Here is a 15,460-nt window from a genome sequence, read left to right on the forward strand (position 1 = left end):
AAGCGTCGAGACGGCCAATTTCCTTAAGAGTGTTCCGAGTGTGGAGCCGTGTATTGATGCAGAACGTGGAGACGCGTGACGACGTTGAATCCGTATCCGTCGTCTACGTCCACGGAAATACGTCGGTACGCACGTCCGTCTCGTCGGCGCTCGAACGAGGCCTCGACGCGAGCGTTCGCGAGGCCGACTGCGCAGAGCGGGCGCGCTCCATGCTGAGCACGACCGGTGCCGATTGCGTCGTCACCGCGTACGAGCTGCCCGATACCGACGGTATTTCGCTCCAGACGGCTCTCAGGGACGCCGGCTGTTCGACCCCGGTCGTCATCCACGCGGCGAACGGTTCGGAAACGGCGGCGGCGAACGCGCTCGCGGCCGATGTTGCGGCGTACGTCCCAGTCGACGATCCGGCGGACGATCACGAATCGCTCGTCGAAGCGGTCGACGACGTCGTGTCGCGGGGCGACTCGATCGAAACGCTCAGGCGTCGGTGGCAAACCGTCGAATCGTTACACGACGTCGCCCTCGAATTCGAACACTGCCGGTCACCCGAGGAGACCTATCAGTTCGCCGTCGACGCCATGTCGCAGGTCCTCCCGGTCTACGCCTGCGTCATCTACGTCGCCGAAGATAACCTCCTCGTTCCGAAAGCGACGGTCGGAGACGTTCCCGGAGGCTGGCAGCCGTACGGGATCGACGAGGGAGTCGCGGGACGGACCTATCAGGACGGCTCGTCGAGTCGAACGGATCACATCCCGTCGAGTAGAGAGGCGTCGCCCGTCGGCGCGGAATTGCGATCGGGAATCAGCGTTCCGGTCGGTTCGTTCGGCGTGTTGCAGGCAGTTTCGACGCAACCGGCCGCCTACGACGAACACGATCAGAAACTCGCCGAGTTGCTCTCGGCGCACGTCTCGGCGGCGGTCTCGCGAATCCAATCGGAAGAAGCCGTCAAAGCCGAGCGGGATCGATTCGCCACGCTCTTCGAGCACGTGCCGGACGCCGTCGCGATCACCCGAGGCGAGGCGCGCGAAGTCGTCGAGATGAACCCAGCATTCGAGTCCATCTTCGGCTTCGACCGTACCGAGTTACTCGGAGAACCGATCGACGAGTACATCATTCCGGAAGACGGCGACGCGATCAACGTCATCGAGGAGGCTGGAACGGACGAGGTGGTCCGGGACGAGGTCAGACGCCAGGGTGCCGACGAAACGCGAGAGTTTCTCTTCAAAGGATTCGCGATCGAAGACGGCACCGACTTTCGCGAGTACGCGATCTACACCGACATTACAGAACGAAAGAACCGCGAGCGGGCGCTTAGACGCTACAAGCGACTGGTCCAGGCGGTCGGCGATCCGATGTACGTCCTGACAGCCGACGGCCGGGTCGAGATGATCAACGCCGCGATGGCAGAGGTGCTCGGCCGCTCCGCCGACGAGGTGCGTGGACTGCCCGCCGACGCGTACATGCCCGCTACCGACGTCGAAACCGGAACGAAGCTCCTCGCGGAACTGATCGACGACGATCGGCGCGACTGGGAGACGTTCGAGATGACGGTCGAACCGGTCGACGGAGACTCGTTCGTCGCCGAGACGAAGGTGTCGCCACTGATAAATGACGGCGAGTTTACCGGAAGCGTCGGCGTTATTCGTGACATAAGCCGGCGGAAAGAGCGTGAACGACGCATTCGCGAATTGCACGAAGGGACCCGCCTGCTCATGGCGGCTGAAGGGGCGGAGGCGGTCGCAGAGGTCGCGTCGACGGTCGCCGCCGAAGCGCTCGGCCTCGAGATCAACGGGGTCCACCTGTACGACGACGAGGTAGACGGTCTCGTGCCAGTCGCAAATTCCAAATGCGCACTCGAGTTGCTCGGGGGTGATCCACCCGTCATCGAAACGGGCGGCGGTCTCATGTGGGACGCCTACGAGGCCGGCGAGCCGATCGCCCACGGAGACGTTCGGAGCGCAGCTGACGTCAGAAATCCGGACACGCCGATCCGCAGCGAGGCGTACATTCCGATCGGCGAGCACGGACTCCTCGTCGTCAGTTCGACCGAAGTCGCAGACTTCGACGAGGAGGCGCTCACCCTGGCCAAAATCTTGAGTTCGAACGTCGAGGCTGCCCTCGAGCGCGCAGAGCGCGAGAGCACCCTCGCGGATCGAACCAGGGAGCTCGAACGGCAGAACGAACGTCTCGACGAATTCGCCGGAACCGTCAGTCACGACCTTCGTAATCCGCTCACGCTCGCGAACGGCCACCTGGACGTCGCCCGGGAGACGGCAGACGAGGACACGGACCGCCACCTGTCAGAGGTCGACTGGGCGCTCTCGCGAATGGACGACCTCATCGCCGACGTCCTGGAACTGGCCCGAAGCGGCCGTCAGCTCACCTCGACCGAGCCGGTCTCGCTCGACGCCGTCGTCTCGCAGGCTCACCGAACCGTCGACCCAGACCTCGACGTCGCCGTAGACGGCCCGCTCGACACCGTCGAGGGGAGCGCCCAGCGACTGCTTGCGCTGTTCGAAAACTGCGTGCGAAACGCCCGCGAGCACGTCGGCGAGGACGTCACGGTCACCGTCCGCACCACCCCCGACGGATTCGCGATCGACGACGACGGGCCGGGAATTCCCCCGGACGAACGGCGGTCGGTACTCGAAACCGGCTACACGACCGCGGAGACGGGAACCGGATTCGGTCTCTCGATCGTCGCGGACGTCGCCGAGGCCCACGGCTGGTCGATCGATATCGAGGAGAGTCCCGACGGCGGCGCACGAATCCATATCCGAACCGACGAGGGCAGCGCGTAACTCCAAGCGGCGTTAGACCGGCCGGTCGTGGGGCGAATCGACGTCTCTCACCCGACGATACTCCTCGACGAATGCCTCGACGTCGAACCGTTCGAGCTGTGATTCGAATTCGGAGATTGCCGACTCGTCTTCGGCGTGACTCACCGCGTGGTCCATCAGCTCGACGACGAGTTCGACGACGATCTCGTGGAGTCTGCGCGAATCGAAGTCACACACCCACAACAGCGCGTAACCGACGGTTCCGTCGCCCTCCGCGTTGTGCACGACGACGGCCTCCGGAAACTCCTCTAGGACGATGCCGAGAACGTGTGGCGTCCCGAACGTCTCAAAGTCGTCCGCGGTCTCGATCAGTTCGCGAAGTACCTCGACGAACGACTCCGGAAAGAACCGAGACGGCGGGTGGACGTCCTGGACGACGGCGTGCGCCTCGCCGCACGAACAGCGGTACTCGCGCATGCCGAGGTCGATCGACCGCGGATCGAGCGACTCGCCACAAGGTAGTTCGAGCCGCTCCGGGCCTGCGCCCTCGCCGGGAATGCGCGGTTCGGTCATCGAGACCACTATGTCGGCCGACCCAATAAGACCGGCGTCTCGGGGTCGAACCGTTGTGCGTCGTGATCAGGCCGGACCGACGTATATCGAACCGTCACATCTCGTATACCGCACACAGCAGACCTCAGACGGGAAATTAGGGCCAGTCGTCTCGTTTCTCGCCGGCTTCCGTCTCGTCGACGTCGTCGTCTTCGACCGTCGCCGCGATCACCCAGTCGGCCGCCTCCGCCGCCTCCTCGACGGGAAGGTACTCCCATCCCACCTCGTCTGCGAGGGCCTCGTCCTCGTCGGTCGTCCCGATGAACACCTGCCGTTCGGTGGCGAACTGATCCTTGACGCTCTCTAAGCTCTCTTTCTTCCCGCGCGGGCCGGAGAAGAAATCCTGCCGAATGCGGTTTTTCCGCGTGAAATTCGTCACGACGTAGGTCGGTTTTTCGGAGACGACGCCCACGTACGTACTCCAGGTCCGTGCGTCCTCGAACACGCGTTCGGGGTAGGCCAGTTCCTCGAGTGCGGCCAGCTCGAACGCGAGGGTCATGTCGGTGCCGCCGTTCATACGTACGCGTTCGCCGGCCGACGCAAAACCGTGTCGATACGGCCGACCGCTGAGAGACGGACCGCATCGAACGCCGTCGTCTCGGACGGTCGCGTTATTGCTCCTGTGCGGGGGCGAACGCGTCGACGTCGATGTCGTCTTCGAGCAGGAGGTCGGTCTGACCGCTCACGTCGCGCTGTTCGCGCATCAACTGCTTCAACGGCCGTTGTGCGGCCAGGTTACCGATCAGGACGCCGCCGACGACCCGCCCGTCCTGCAGGGCGACGCGGCGCCACTCGGTCTCACTGTAGCGCTTCTCGACGTGGTCGTCGCCCAGCGTCGGGTGACCGAACGAGAGAAACGGGAAGTCGAAGTGGGTGATCGAGTACGACGAGACCCACTCGAACGGTTCGGATTCGGCGTCGACCATGTTGATCGCCGCGATTCGACCCTGTTCCTTCGCCGAGCCCCAGGAGCCGTTCTGTGCGCGCTCTCCGATGAGCAGGTCGTGAAATCGGGTGATGTCGCCGGCCGCGAAGACGTCGTCGGCCGACGTCCGCATGAACTCGTCGACGATGATGCCGTTCTCTTCGTCGATATCCGCACCGCGCAGAAACTCCGTGTTGAACGTCAGCCCGATGGCGACGCCGGCCCAGTCACACTCGAAGCGCTCGCCGTTCGGATCGACGGCGGCCGTCACGTGCCCGTCGTCGTCCACCTCGAAGTGATCGACGCCGCTGTCGAAGACCGGGTCGACGCCGACCTCCCGCATCCCGTCGTGCATGATCTCCGCGCCGTCAGCCGAGAGGGCGTAGCGCCACCAGCGGTCACCGCGCATGAGGTATTTCCCTTCGACGCCCTGAGAGCCACAGACCGCAGCGAAGTCGATACCGAGGAGTCCGGCCCCGACGATGACGGCACGTTCGCCGGCCTCGGCGCTCTCGCGGATTCGACGGGCGTCCTGGAAGGTCCAGAAGTGGTGAATGCCGTCTGCGTCGCTGTTTGGAACCGGAAGCTGGGTCGGCGTCCCGCCCGTCGCGACGAGCAATTTGTCGTAGGAGATTTCGTCGCCCTCGTGGGTGGAGATCACGTTCTCGTCGGTGTCGACGCCGGTGACGTGCGTGTTCAACGAGAGCGTGATGTCACGGTCTTCGTACCAGGATTCGTCGTGAATAGAGATAGGTGCCTCGGGGAGCTTCCCTTTGGCGTGTTCTTTGATCAGAATGCGATTGTACAGCGGCTCCCCCTCGTCTGTGATAACTGTTATCGAGGAGTCGGGAGCCTCCTCTCGCAGGGTCTCGGCGGCGGAACTGCCCGCGATACCGTCGCCGATAATGACGTACTCGCTCATGTGGGAAGATTTCGGAAGCGGGGTTAAAGTGGGTTGCTATCTGGAAGTCGACGGAGAGGTTCGTGACGGACCGGACGATTGTCCGGGTTCCGGGCTCGTTCGGGTGAACATGTTCGAAAGCGGTGATTCGCACCACGTACTACCGGCCGTCGAATCCACCACTGACACTCGAATTGCTGATGTATCTCGCACGCGTACGCCCACCTATGAAACTCCGTCAGAACGCCCGCCACTTCGCCTCGCAGAAAGCCCTGGAGACGCCGGTGGTCCGGTCGGTCGCCCGAACCGGACTCGTCAGGCTCCACACGCGAATATTTCTCGGCAAAGCCGATCCGGCGCACGCAGACGAGCGGAGAGACCACCTCGACGACCTCTTCGAGTACACGGTCGACAGCTATCTCGCCGCCCTGCAAGAAGGCTACAGCGAGGCCGAAGCGCGGGAAATTACCCACATTCAGGCCAACTTCGACTTCTACAACCACGGCTGGACCGAGATGATGGAGATTCCGACCGACGAACTCGAAGCCCACTACGACCGGTACGCGGACTTCTTCGAGGAGTGGGGGATCACGATCGCCGATCCGCTCGGCGACTTCGCGGACGGGCCGGTGGCCGCCGCGCCGTCGACGCCCGAACGACTCGACGACCCCGTCCACCCCCACGCGGAGGGCGGCTTCGCCGACGACGTCTACGTCGAGAGAGCGGACGGCGAACTGGTCGTCGGCGGACGAGACGAGCCCGAGTCGGTCTCGCTCACCGACGCGGTCGGCGTCGACGAATCGACGGCCGACGCGGACGAATCGCCATCGGAGTCGTGACCTGTCCGGAAGTCGAACGAACGGACGACACCGGAAAAACCGACGCGGCTTCGAAACGGCCGACGATCGACGAGCCGGCCACTCGGTGGCAGACCTGGAGCCGGTCACCGTCGAACCGCGACACTGACGCGTCGAACAGCGGCCTCAACAGTGAACGTCGACCTTCCACGTCGTACTCGACGAGTAGCCCCACTTTTCGATTTCGACGTCGTAGTCGCCCTGCTGGATCGACGTGATGTTCGAACCGACCTCCTTCGCGGTCATGCCGAGTTCCTGCCCGATCAGCCGCGACTTGAAGTAGGTCTTGGTCTTGCCGTGTTCGCGCAAGTACTCGAGGATATCGTGTTGCTTACTCGAGAGGTTTGTCGCCATTGCGGAACTCATACCTACCAAAAGTACAACGACGGTCTTGAGGGGTTTGGTACGTGTGGTTAATCGGCCGCCCTCTTGCGATTGTAGCCACATATTACCCCGGGTTCGGTCGAGTAGTAACCTATTACCGGTCACGCCGGCGTGGTTGGTACGACCGGGTAATTCATACTTGCTCGAGAGAGTAACGAATCTCGACCGGTGTAGGAACCGCGAGCCGGCTGTGGGCGCTCTCGATCCCCGGCAGATCGATGGACGGCACTCGTCGACCACGTCGTTCGATCCGTCGTTGCGGACCAGATGCCGACACCACACGGTCGGGGAGGGCATTCAGGGGCGTCGACAACCCACGAATTTTCATACTTCATGTTTAATAATTCATCAATTGAAGACAGTTTAGGTACGTATACAGTGCGCCATAAGTTCCAGGCCGTTTCGAAATAGACAAACCAGTAACCATCCGTGTGAACCGGTCTGCGTGCGTATCGGCGACACGCCGGGAGAGGGACAGATAATTGGATAAAAATGTTTTGGTTTTCGATTGTGTTTCCCGCGAAATTCACCGCGTTCGGCCTCGTCGCCATGCGATACCGAAATACTTAACCCTCGGGTGTCTGAACAGGGGTAGCAACGACTCTGGCCAGTCACTGTTCGCCCGGTCAGACTACACATCCCGCATGACGAACGTTACACAAACCAGCCGAGTACGACGTGCTGAGGAACAGGAAGACGAACACGAGAAGAACACCCACGATCGAGTCAGCTGCCCCGAGTGTACGGGCCGCCTCGTCGCCGACAGCGAGCACGGCGAGACCGTCTGTGCCGACTGTGGGCTGGTCGTCGCCGAAGACTCCGTCGACCGTGGCCCGGAGTGGCGCGCGTTCGACGCCAGCGAGAAGAACGAAAAGTCCCGCGTGGGCGCGCCCACGACGAACACGATGCACGACAAGGGGCTGTCGACCAACATCGACTGGCGTAACAAGGACGCCTACGGCAACTCGCTCGGCTCCAGACAGCGCGAGAAGATGCAGCGGCTTCGCAAGTGGAACGAGCGATTTCGAACGCGCGACTCGAAGGAACGCAACCTGAAACAGGCGCTCGGCGAGATCGACCGGATGGCCAGCGCCGTCGGCCTCCCGACGAACGTTCGCGAGACCGCCTCCGTCATCTACCGTCGCGCTCTCGAAGAGGACCTCCTGCCGGGACGCTCGATCGAGGGCGTCTCGACGGCCTGCGTCTACGCCGCGGCACGTCAGGCCGGCGTTCCCCGCTCGCTCGACGAGATCGCCGACGTCAGCCGCGTCGAAAAGAACGAGATCGCACGCACCTACCGGTACGTCGTCCGCGAACTCGGTCTCGAGGTCCAGCCCGCAGACCCCGAGAGCTACGTCCCGCGCTTCGCCTCGGGACTCGACCTCTCCGACGAGTCGGAACACCGCGCCCGCTCGCTGCTGAAAAACGCCAAGGAGAAGGGTGTCCACTCCGGTAAATCGCCGGTCGGGCTCGCCGCGGCCGCCGTCTACGCCGCCGCCTTGCTCACCAACGAGAAGACGACACAGGCGGCGGTCAGCGAGGTCGCCGACATCTCGGAAGTGACGATCAGAAACCGCTACCACGAACTGCTCGAAGCCGAAGACACGGTCGGCATGGCCTGATTCAGGTCGACGAACGGCGAACGACACCGTTTTTTCTCGACCCCACCGACTCTCGATATAGCGATACCATGGCCGAGACTCTCGATTTCGACTCGTTCGTGCTCGCAGCGTCGACGGCGAACATAACCGACGAGCCAGCGGCACGCGAGCACGCGGACGCGATCGAGTTCCGGCTCGACCTCGCCGACGAGCCGCTGTCCGCGCTCGCCGACTACGACGGCGAACTGCCGATCATCGCGACGAATCGGGCGTCGTGGGAAGGCGGCGAGTGGACGGGGACCGACGAAGCCCGACTCGACGCGCTCGAATCGGCGACCGAATTCGAGCGGGTCCGGGCCATCGACGTCGAACTCGCATCCGTCGACGGCGGCGCCGATCGGCTCGTCGAAACGGCACGCGAACGCGACGTCGCGGTGATCGTCTCCGTCCACGACTTCGAGACCACCCCGCCGCCCTCGGAGATGGTTCGGACGCTCGCCGACGCGAGCGAACACGGCGACGTCGCGAAGCTCGCCGTCACGGCGAACGCGCCGGCAGACGCGCTCGCGTTGCTTTCGGCGACAGAACGCTGTTGGACTCGGGGCCACCGGGTCGCGACGATGGCCATGGGCGAGGTCGGTCGTCACACCCGCGCGGTGGCACCGATCTACGGCTCCGTACTCGGTTACGCCCCCGTCCAACCCGACGACGCGACGGCACCGGGACAGTACGACCTGGAAACGCTTTCGGCGTTAATCGAATCGCTTCGGGAAGCGTGAGGATTAACCCCGTCCAGTCGAAAGACTCAGACACTGTCGATGAACTGGATACGTGCGGTGGCGGCGGCCGGACTCTCGCTCGTCTTTCCGGGCACCGGCCACGCGCTCCTTCGCGACTGGGTGCAGGCGTTTCTCTTTGGAACACTCTTTATCGCCTCTATCTTCCTCCTGCTGCCGGTCGAACAGCTGTGGGACGTCGCAAGCGAGACGTCCGCGACGAGCGTGAGCGGCTTCCGGGAGATCTCAGCCGAAACGTCCGCCATCATCGACGAGGAGACGGGAACGATCGAGCGGTTTACTATGTCGTTTCTCGTTCTGTTCGCCGCCCTGCACGCGGGCATCCAGGGACTCGGGATCACCGATCAGCCCGGCGAGCACGACGACGTCCCGGCCTGTCCGCACTGTCGCAAACCGCTCGACGACGACCTGACGTTCTGTCACTGGTGTACCACGCGCCTCGAAGAGGAAGAAGACCAGCAGCCCGCGGTGTAACGAGAGACCGTGACGTCGCACGATCCACCGCTACTCGAAACGCCGATCGGTCCGTTCGTCACTTCTCGATGATCTGCTCGTCTACGGGCTCGCCGAAGTGTCGGGCCGTCTCCTCGTGGTAGAGCAGTAGTTCGTCACCGACCGCGAGCTCCGTGACCGCGGTTCGGCCGTCCCGCGTCGCGACGGAGACGGTCTCCGCGTTCTGCAGCAAGGTTTCGATCCGGTCGCCCCCCTCGGTCTCGACGGCGACCCGGAACATGGGTCTCCGCTCGATTTTGACCCGTCCCACGATAGACTCGCGGGTCTTTCCGGATCGGTCGACCACTTGCACTTGGTCGCCGCTTTGCAGTTCGGAGAGATACTTCGTCCGTCCGCCGGGCGTGCGGACGTAGGCGTGTACGGCCCCGGCGTTCACGCGAAACGGCCGGGATTCGACGTACGGAGAGTCGGCCGTCTCGGCGTGGACGAAAACGAGCCCGCGGGACATCGAGCCGACGAGCATCCCCTCGTCGTCGCCGAACAGACTGCCGGTGTCGACGCAGACGCGATCGGCCGAGCCGATCTGCTCGACCGAGGTCACCGTCGCCCACTCCAGGTCGAGCGATTCGCGGTCGCTCTCGTCTCTGATCTCGACGGTTCGTCTGATCTCCGTCGGGTCGTCGCTATCTATTAACACCGCGTCGGCGCCGAGTTCGAGCGTTTCGAACGCGGTTCGGGCGTCCGCGGCGCTCGTCACGCCGGCGATCAGATCGGTCTCCTCGCCGATCCGGGCGATCAGGTTCTCGAGGGGGATGATCGTCCAGTCCTCGCCGATCACGATCGTGTACTCGCCGTCTCTCGCTGCGGCTTCGGCGAACGCCTCGTAGCCTTCGTCGAGGATTCGAACGTAGGCCCCGCCCGCGACGGGGCGGTCACGGCGTAGCGTCGACAGGTCGGCCGAGCCGGAGAAATCGCCGGGGAGATCGACCGTGCCGTCGCCCTCGCCGTTCTTGCCGACGATCGCGGCGTCGGGGCGTGCCGTCTGACTCTCGTCTTCGGCGTCGTCGATCAGCGAGACGTCGCCGTCGGTTCGAAACGCCGCGACGTTGATCTCGCCCAGTTCGCGCACTCGCTCTACGTCGGCTTCGTCTACGAGCACCCAGTCCGCCCCGGCTTCGAGGGCGGCCGTCACTCGATCGCGCCGGGCCTCCCAGTCGCCGACGCTGTCGTCGGCTTTGACCCAGACTGCTCTCGTCATACGTCGACCGACGCGCGGAACCGGCTTGAACGTGGCGAAACGACGGACTGTTGCCCGACCCCGACCGGACGGGACCACGCGAGATACTCACACGCCACCGACTGTCACAGAACGGTTAGATGTGCGGCCACCATACATCCGACCCATGTCGTACGAGGCCGTCTGTTTCGATCTCGATCGAACGCTGTGCGTTTCGACCCAGGACGCCCAGCGCGTCCTCGAGGCGGCGTTCGAATCGGTCGGGTGTTCACCGTTTTGCACCCACGAACAGCTCTCGGCGCTCGTTCCGGAAACGCCCGATGCGTTCACCGATCTGGAGTTTCACGAGAACCTCTTCGAACTCGCCGCGACGCGAGCGGGCGCCGACGCGTCGGTCGCCGGCGCGCTCGCCGACTCCTATCTCGACGTCTACGACCCGACCGCCGTCCGCTTTCGCGACGGCGCGGAAACCGTTCTCGAACACGCGCGCGATCGAACCGACGCCGTCGCGCTCATCACCAACGGGAGCCGTCCCACGCAATCGCAGAAACTCGACGCGCTCGGGGTCGCCGACGCGTTCGACGCGACCGTCTTCGTCGACCCGGCCGACGGCGTCCCACCGAAGCCCGATCCCGTCCCGTTCGAACGAGCGCTCTCGGCGCTGGGAACCGATCCCGGCCGAGCGATCCACGTCGGCGACGCGCTCTACGCCGACGTCGCCGGGGCGAACGCCGTCGGCATGGACTCGGCCTGGCTGGCGACGGCGTCCTCGGAGGGCGACGAACCGATCCACCGGCCGACCTACGAACTCTCCTCGCTCGACGGGCTCTCGGCGGTGCTCTGAGGCTCGACCGACGGGACGCGATCGCGGTGGATCACGACGCGGTTTTCCGGCCGATCGGTCGCCCCCTTCACTCTGACGAGCAACGACGCGACGGTCTCGAACGTGTCGGGGAGGGCAAATTCGTCCGCAGCGTTCTCGTCTCGCTTCCGGCAAGTGTCGACGTACGCGGCGAGATCACCCGAGAGACCGAGCGGCAGGTAGACGACGTCCGGATCGTCGGCGGCCAGCTCGCTCCAGGTCTCGTAGATTGCTTCGGCGGATCGGCGGGGGCGCTGGATCCGCTCGACGATTGCGTCAGTCTCGTTCGCCTCGCCGTCGAGGGCGGATCCGAGCGCTGTCGACAGCGTCTCCGTTCGATCGCCCGCCGCGTCCTCCGCATCGAGCAGCGCTCCGAGCGCCTCGCGTTCCGCTCGCGAAACCGCCACCGCGTAGGCGATCGTGTGCGTCTCGGCCGAAACGGTGAATATCACGTCGTCCGGTTCGTAGTAGAGCTTACAGACGCCCGCCTCCGAGTCCCCGCGGAATCGGTCTAACAGTCCCATACCCGTCGTTCCGAGCGGAATCTGATAAACTCCCGTGTTGGCGACGACGAGCCGCGTACGAAGGGGCCGACCAACCTTGCCAGACCCCGCTACCAGTCGTCGCCGAGCGCCGATCGCGCGCCGCCGTAGCCGGCCGACGTCGTCCAGGTGCGTCCGGAATCGGCGTGTTCGACGGTCAGATCGGCTCCACACTCGCCGCAGCGATACCGCTCCGGCGTCTTCACCGGCTTCGAAGCCCGATGGCGAGCGAGCGACCAGTCGCACGCCTCGCGCCGACAGCGGAGCCGGTAGCGCGGCTCGGTGAACGACTCACAGCGAATCGGCACGTCGAACGCCTCGGCACGCTCGCGAAACCGGCTGCCGTGGTCCGACTCGCCGAACGTCTGGTACTCCCAGGCGTGGATGAGTTCGTGGCGGACGATGGCCTCGAAGTCCGCTCGATCGTAGCGCTCGTAGGCCCGCCGCGAGAGCACGATCGTCGCCGTCTCGTCCGTCGCGTTCCACCGGCACGCGCCCGCCCGGCGCTTCGCGCGCGGTGAAACATCCCACTCGAGCCCGTCGAGGTCGACCCCGATCTCGTCGGCGACCGACCTCGCGTGCACCCGCGCGTGTGCGAGGATCTCCTCGTCGGTCGCCGTCGAACCGACGCGGGAATTCGAACCGGTTCGGGTCCGTGACACGTTCGCGACGACGAAGGCGACCCCCGTCACCGTTTCGGTCGTCGATCGCGACCGTCACCCTTTCGAACGCGCGACGAGTCCAGATGGGTGAACAATGTCAGCCGAGTTCCCGACGCACGAACCGCTGTCGCCGGCCGACGAAGTGCGACCGGCCGTGGTCGTCCTCCCCGCCGTGGCCTTCGAACCGCCGTTCGACGAGCGCCGGCGCTGGCTCGACGGCCGATCGATCGAGACAGCGTACGTCGTTCCCGGCGCCGACAGCCCCCTGTATCTCGCCGACGACGGCGTGGCGATCACCACGTCCGGGCTCGGAAAAGCGCCCGCGGCCGCCACGATCGCCTCGCTCTTCGGAAGTGCCGGGCTCGATCTCTCGGAGACGGTCTTTCTCTCCGCCGGCATCGCGGGCGCGCCGCCAGCGCGAGCGGCGCTCGGCTCGGTCTTCGTCGCCGACGCGATCCTCGACTGGGATCGAAAGCACCGGTGGGATCCGACCGAAGTCGAACCGACGGACGGCGACGACTCCGCAGCCGTCGAACCGCTCGCCTACCTCCCGGAGGCGTCCCTTCACGAACCGAACTCCTCGCTCGTGGAGACGGCCCGCGACGCGCTCGAAAGCCTCGAACTCGCGTCCGACGACGCCGTCGCCGACTACCAGCGACGGTACCCGACCGCCCCGGATCGCGGTCCCCAGACCGGCGTCGGGCCGACGATCACCAGCGACGAGTTCTGGCACGGTTCGTCGGTCGCACGCGAGGTCGAGTCGCTCTGTGCGGCCTACGAGATCGATCCATACGTCACCACGCAGATGGAGGACGCGGCGACGGCCGCCGCGCTCGCCCGCGTCGACGCCGCCGACCGCCACCTGAGTCTGCGCGCCGTCGCGAACTATGACCGCCCGGCACCGGGCGAAGCCGTCCACGACAGCTTCGAGGGAACGCAAGAGTCGGTCGACCTGGCGACGCGAAACGTGGTTCGCGCCGGCGAGGCGATCGTCGACTCGCTGGGGTAATGCAGAGGGTGTTGATCGGACGGCGCCCGCTGAAAGAGCGCAGGCCGACACGATCGACCAATTCGAGACTATCGCAGTTGAATTACGTGTTAATACGTAGATATTGATAAGATTGGCACAGTTGTCGATATGATCGAAACACAAGTGAGTTGCCTAACGCAATATCCGTGCGTGGCGTGACGAAGTGTTATGACGGCAATCCAATAGTGGATATGTATCGCTCAATATAAAACGGGGGAGAAGTATTCGGACTTCTCGGTCCAAACGGCGCTGGGAAGTCGACACGTCTGATATCAACCAATCACCAGTCATTCCGGTTACGAGACTACTCACGTGGCTCATCACGTGTATGATACGCTATTCAATGTTTTTCGAATTAAGTGAAGTACAATCGATATCTGGTTTTCGAAGTACTGTCTAGTTGTGCACCTCTTCGGCCTGCATACAGTTGTTCAGAGCCTGGTTCGGTCGATTCCAGTTACAGTAATAGACGAATCGGCTGATCCAGCATCTAGATCCGACTCCTGCGCCGATCCAGCTATATGAAAACGGTCGGACCGTATCTGCAGCGACTTTGACCACTTTTGATCAGGTTTCGCTCTCGCCGATCGAGGTGCCCGTTCAGGTCTAATCGGGCGAGCGCAGTCAGGTATCTGTAGACATCGACTACAAATTCGGTCTCAGAAACGTGGTAAACTTCGATGAGTTAATGGAGAAACGCAACTATTGGATCGATCTTGTCATCCGAATACGGCGGCACTGAGAATGAGTCGTGAGTCTACGACAATTGTAGCGTGCACCTACGAAATGTTGCCGTTAATTTTGACTGCAGTATCATCAACAACGACCCGCGAGGGCTTCGCCCTTGTCGGGTCTGGCAAACTGTCACCAGCTGATGTACCCAGTGCCAGACGGCTTGATAAGAGTGTTTGACGCCGATCAGTCGGAGAATCGCTTGTGTCACTCTTAGCGAACAACCAGTTGCGTGGAGGCGGACGGCGAACACCCTGACGGGAGTCGCCGTCCGCTCTCGCTCCCAACATTCATCAATTTCCCCGCCTAGACCTTGGTGAGCAGGTCTGAGAACATTGTTCCAAACTACCTCTACGACCAGCTCGCTTCTCAAACCGGCCTAACTAGGCGGTGCCAATACAGAAAATAGTATAGCGCCCCTATATTCCCTCATCTACAATTGAGAATGCATATCCGTTGCAAAATAATATAGTGATTAATATTATACTAAATAATATCAGTTCCACTGTTGTATTCGTGGTGAAATTTGGAATGGCAAAGAAGCGGATAAGTGTTGCAAGTGTAATACTTATCATCACACTAATCACTAGTAAGGAGGGATGATTCCATTCGTCCCACCACCTCCACATCGTTAACAACTTCCTTCTATGGTTACTCATGCTTCGACTAGTTATAGAGGAGGTTGGTTCTACACTGGGCTAAACGTATCGAAGTGAAGGCCCGAGATCCGCTCTCCTCGTTCCATATTCGCAGTTGTGGTGACAAACTCGTCTGAACCTCCGATGCATAGCGACGCTTGATTGAACCACCCACCGTGACAATCCCAGAACCCGATTGACAAAAGGTTTCCATCCGTGTCGATAATGTCCGGAACAATGATCGTGCTTATAACAGCACAACCAACTGCACCAATCGCAATTCCAACAAGTCCACCAACGGCTCCAATTGCGGCACAGACCGCAGATGCTATTAAGGCATTTGAGAAATCACCCAGCGAGTCCCCGAATTCCATCGCGATCCCAGCCTCGTAATGGTTCGAGTAGACGTGTCCACCACAGTCACCGAGTCGTCGACCGAAACCTTGG

The 15,460-nt window shown here is 62.9% G+C and carries 14 protein-coding genes and 1 pseudogene; 7 read left to right on the top strand and 8 right to left on the bottom strand.

The window, feature by feature from the left end; genetic code table 11:
* Nucleotides 1–56: 56 nt before the first annotated feature.
* Complete coding sequence (locus NKH31_RS03410; protein ID WP_254863740.1) at nt 57–2,801, top strand: PAS domain S-box protein; 2,745 nt, start codon at nt 57–59, stop codon at nt 2,799–2,801.
* A 12-nt stretch (nt 2,802–2,813) separates the two neighbouring features.
* On the opposite strand, the gene NKH31_RS03415 is transcribed toward NKH31_RS03410, so the two are convergent.
* The 3 genes from NKH31_RS03415 to NKH31_RS03425 form a co-directional block, all read right to left on the bottom strand.
* Entirely contained in the window at nt 2,814–3,353 is a 540-nt protein-coding gene (locus NKH31_RS03415; protein WP_254863741.1) for a DUF5815 family protein, read from the bottom strand.
* 136 nt (nt 3,354–3,489) lie between these two features.
* Nucleotides 3,490–3,909 carry a DUF7124 domain-containing protein gene (locus NKH31_RS03420; protein ID WP_254863742.1) on the bottom strand — a complete coding sequence of 140 codons (420 nt, stop codon included), beginning with the start codon at nt 3,907–3,909 and terminating at the stop codon, nt 3,490–3,492.
* 94 nt (nt 3,910–4,003) lie between these two features.
* Nucleotides 4,004–5,239, bottom strand: coding sequence for an NAD(P)/FAD-dependent oxidoreductase (locus tag NKH31_RS03425; RefSeq protein WP_254863743.1), 1,236 nt, complete (start codon nt 5,237–5,239; stop codon nt 4,004–4,006).
* A 206-nt stretch (nt 5,240–5,445) separates the two neighbouring features.
* On the opposite strand from NKH31_RS03425, the gene NKH31_RS03430 reads away from it, so the two are divergent.
* A complete protein-coding gene (locus tag NKH31_RS03430) occupies nt 5,446–6,057 on the top strand; it encodes a DUF6149 family protein (protein WP_254863744.1) in 612 nt (203 codons plus the stop codon).
* A 144-nt stretch (nt 6,058–6,201) separates the two neighbouring features.
* Here NKH31_RS03430 and NKH31_RS03435 read toward each other — a convergent pair whose 3' ends face one another.
* Complete coding sequence (locus tag NKH31_RS03435; protein WP_254863745.1) at nt 6,202–6,441, bottom strand: DUF7123 family protein; 240 nt, start codon at nt 6,439–6,441, stop codon at nt 6,202–6,204.
* Between the two features lie 662 nt (nt 6,442–7,103).
* On the opposite strand from NKH31_RS03435, the gene NKH31_RS03440 reads away from it, so the two are divergent.
* From NKH31_RS03440 to NKH31_RS03450, 3 genes are all read left to right on the top strand, one after another.
* Entirely contained in the window at nt 7,104–8,081 is a 978-nt protein-coding gene (locus NKH31_RS03440) for a transcription initiation factor IIB (RefSeq protein WP_254863746.1), read from the top strand.
* Between the two features lie 68 nt (nt 8,082–8,149).
* Nucleotides 8,150–8,839 carry a type I 3-dehydroquinate dehydratase gene (locus tag NKH31_RS03445; protein ID WP_254863747.1) on the top strand — a complete coding sequence of 230 codons (690 nt, stop codon included), beginning with the start codon at nt 8,150–8,152 and terminating at the stop codon, nt 8,837–8,839.
* 39 nt (nt 8,840–8,878) lie between these two features.
* Entirely contained in the window at nt 8,879–9,331 is a 453-nt protein-coding gene (locus tag NKH31_RS03450) for a zinc ribbon domain-containing protein (RefSeq protein WP_254863748.1), read from the top strand.
* Nucleotides 9,332–9,389: 58 nt separating this feature from the next.
* Here NKH31_RS03450 and NKH31_RS03455 read toward each other — a convergent pair whose 3' ends face one another.
* On the bottom strand, nt 9,390–10,568 hold the full coding sequence (locus NKH31_RS03455) for a 3-dehydroquinate synthase II (RefSeq protein ID WP_254863749.1): 1,179 nt from the start codon (nt 10,566–10,568) through the stop codon (nt 9,390–9,392).
* A gap of 145 nt (nt 10,569–10,713) precedes the next feature.
* On the opposite strand from NKH31_RS03455, the gene NKH31_RS03460 reads away from it, so the two are divergent.
* Nucleotides 10,714–11,391 (top strand): HAD family hydrolase, encoded by a 678-nt coding sequence (locus tag NKH31_RS03460; protein WP_254863750.1) that lies wholly within the window; start codon nt 10,714–10,716, stop codon nt 11,389–11,391.
* Here the strand turns inward: NKH31_RS03460 and NKH31_RS03465 are convergent.
* Together NKH31_RS03465 and NKH31_RS03470 are read right to left on the bottom strand one after the other, a co-directional pair.
* A complete protein-coding gene (locus tag NKH31_RS03465; RefSeq protein ID WP_254863751.1) occupies nt 11,349–11,933 on the bottom strand; it encodes a hypothetical protein in 585 nt (194 codons plus the stop codon). The two genes, NKH31_RS03460 and NKH31_RS03465, sit on opposite strands and share 43 nt — an antisense overlap.
* An 89-nt stretch (nt 11,934–12,022) precedes the next feature.
* On the bottom strand, nt 12,023–12,613 hold the full coding sequence (locus NKH31_RS03470) for a SprT-like domain-containing protein (RefSeq protein WP_254863752.1): 591 nt from the start codon (nt 12,611–12,613) through the stop codon (nt 12,023–12,025).
* A 94-nt stretch (nt 12,614–12,707) separates the two neighbouring features.
* Between NKH31_RS03470 and NKH31_RS03475 the strand changes: the two genes are divergently transcribed.
* Entirely contained in the window at nt 12,708–13,622 is a 915-nt protein-coding gene (locus NKH31_RS03475; protein ID WP_254863753.1) for a purine nucleoside permease, read from the top strand.
* A 417-nt stretch (nt 13,623–14,039) separates the two neighbouring features.
* Here NKH31_RS03475 and NKH31_RS03480 read toward each other — a convergent pair.
* A pseudogene (locus tag NKH31_RS03480) lies at nt 14,040–14,711 on the bottom strand (transposase domain-containing protein).
* Between the last annotated feature and the right edge of the window lie 749 nt (nt 14,712–15,460).

Origin of the sequence: Halovivax gelatinilyticus (assembly GCF_024300625.1) — an archaeon.
GTDB classification, from domain to species: Archaea; Halobacteriota; Halobacteria; order Halobacteriales; family Natrialbaceae; genus Halovivax; species Halovivax gelatinilyticus.

Coding starts and splice junctions, on each gene's coding strand:
- NKH31_RS03475 (WP_254863753.1), top strand. CDS start 12,708: ATGTCAGCCGAGTTCCCGACGCACGAACCGCTGTCGCCGGCCGACGAA.
- NKH31_RS03465 (WP_254863751.1), bottom strand. CDS start 11,933: ATGGGACTGTTAGACCGATTCCGCGGGGACTCGGAGGCGGGCGTCTGT.
- NKH31_RS03445 (WP_254863747.1), top strand. CDS start 8,150: ATGGCCGAGACTCTCGATTTCGACTCGTTCGTGCTCGCAGCGTCGACG.
- NKH31_RS03410 (WP_254863740.1), top strand. CDS start 57: ATGCAGAACGTGGAGACGCGTGACGACGTTGAATCCGTATCCGTCGTC.
- NKH31_RS03425 (WP_254863743.1), bottom strand. CDS start 5,239: ATGAGCGAGTACGTCATTATCGGCGACGGTATCGCGGGCAGTTCCGCC.
- NKH31_RS03460 (WP_254863750.1), top strand. CDS start 10,714: ATGTCGTACGAGGCCGTCTGTTTCGATCTCGATCGAACGCTGTGCGTT.
- NKH31_RS03455 (WP_254863749.1), bottom strand. CDS start 10,568: ATGACGAGAGCAGTCTGGGTCAAAGCCGACGACAGCGTCGGCGACTGG.
- NKH31_RS03435 (WP_254863745.1), bottom strand. CDS start 6,441: ATGAGTTCCGCAATGGCGACAAACCTCTCGAGTAAGCAACACGATATC.
- NKH31_RS03440 (WP_254863746.1), top strand. CDS start 7,104: ATGACGAACGTTACACAAACCAGCCGAGTACGACGTGCTGAGGAACAG.
- NKH31_RS03430 (WP_254863744.1), top strand. CDS start 5,446: ATGAAACTCCGTCAGAACGCCCGCCACTTCGCCTCGCAGAAAGCCCTG.
- NKH31_RS03415 (WP_254863741.1), bottom strand. CDS start 3,353: ATGACCGAACCGCGCATTCCCGGCGAGGGCGCAGGCCCGGAGCGGCTC.
- NKH31_RS03420 (WP_254863742.1), bottom strand. CDS start 3,909: ATGAACGGCGGCACCGACATGACCCTCGCGTTCGAGCTGGCCGCACTC.
- NKH31_RS03450 (WP_254863748.1), top strand. CDS start 8,879: ATGAACTGGATACGTGCGGTGGCGGCGGCCGGACTCTCGCTCGTCTTT.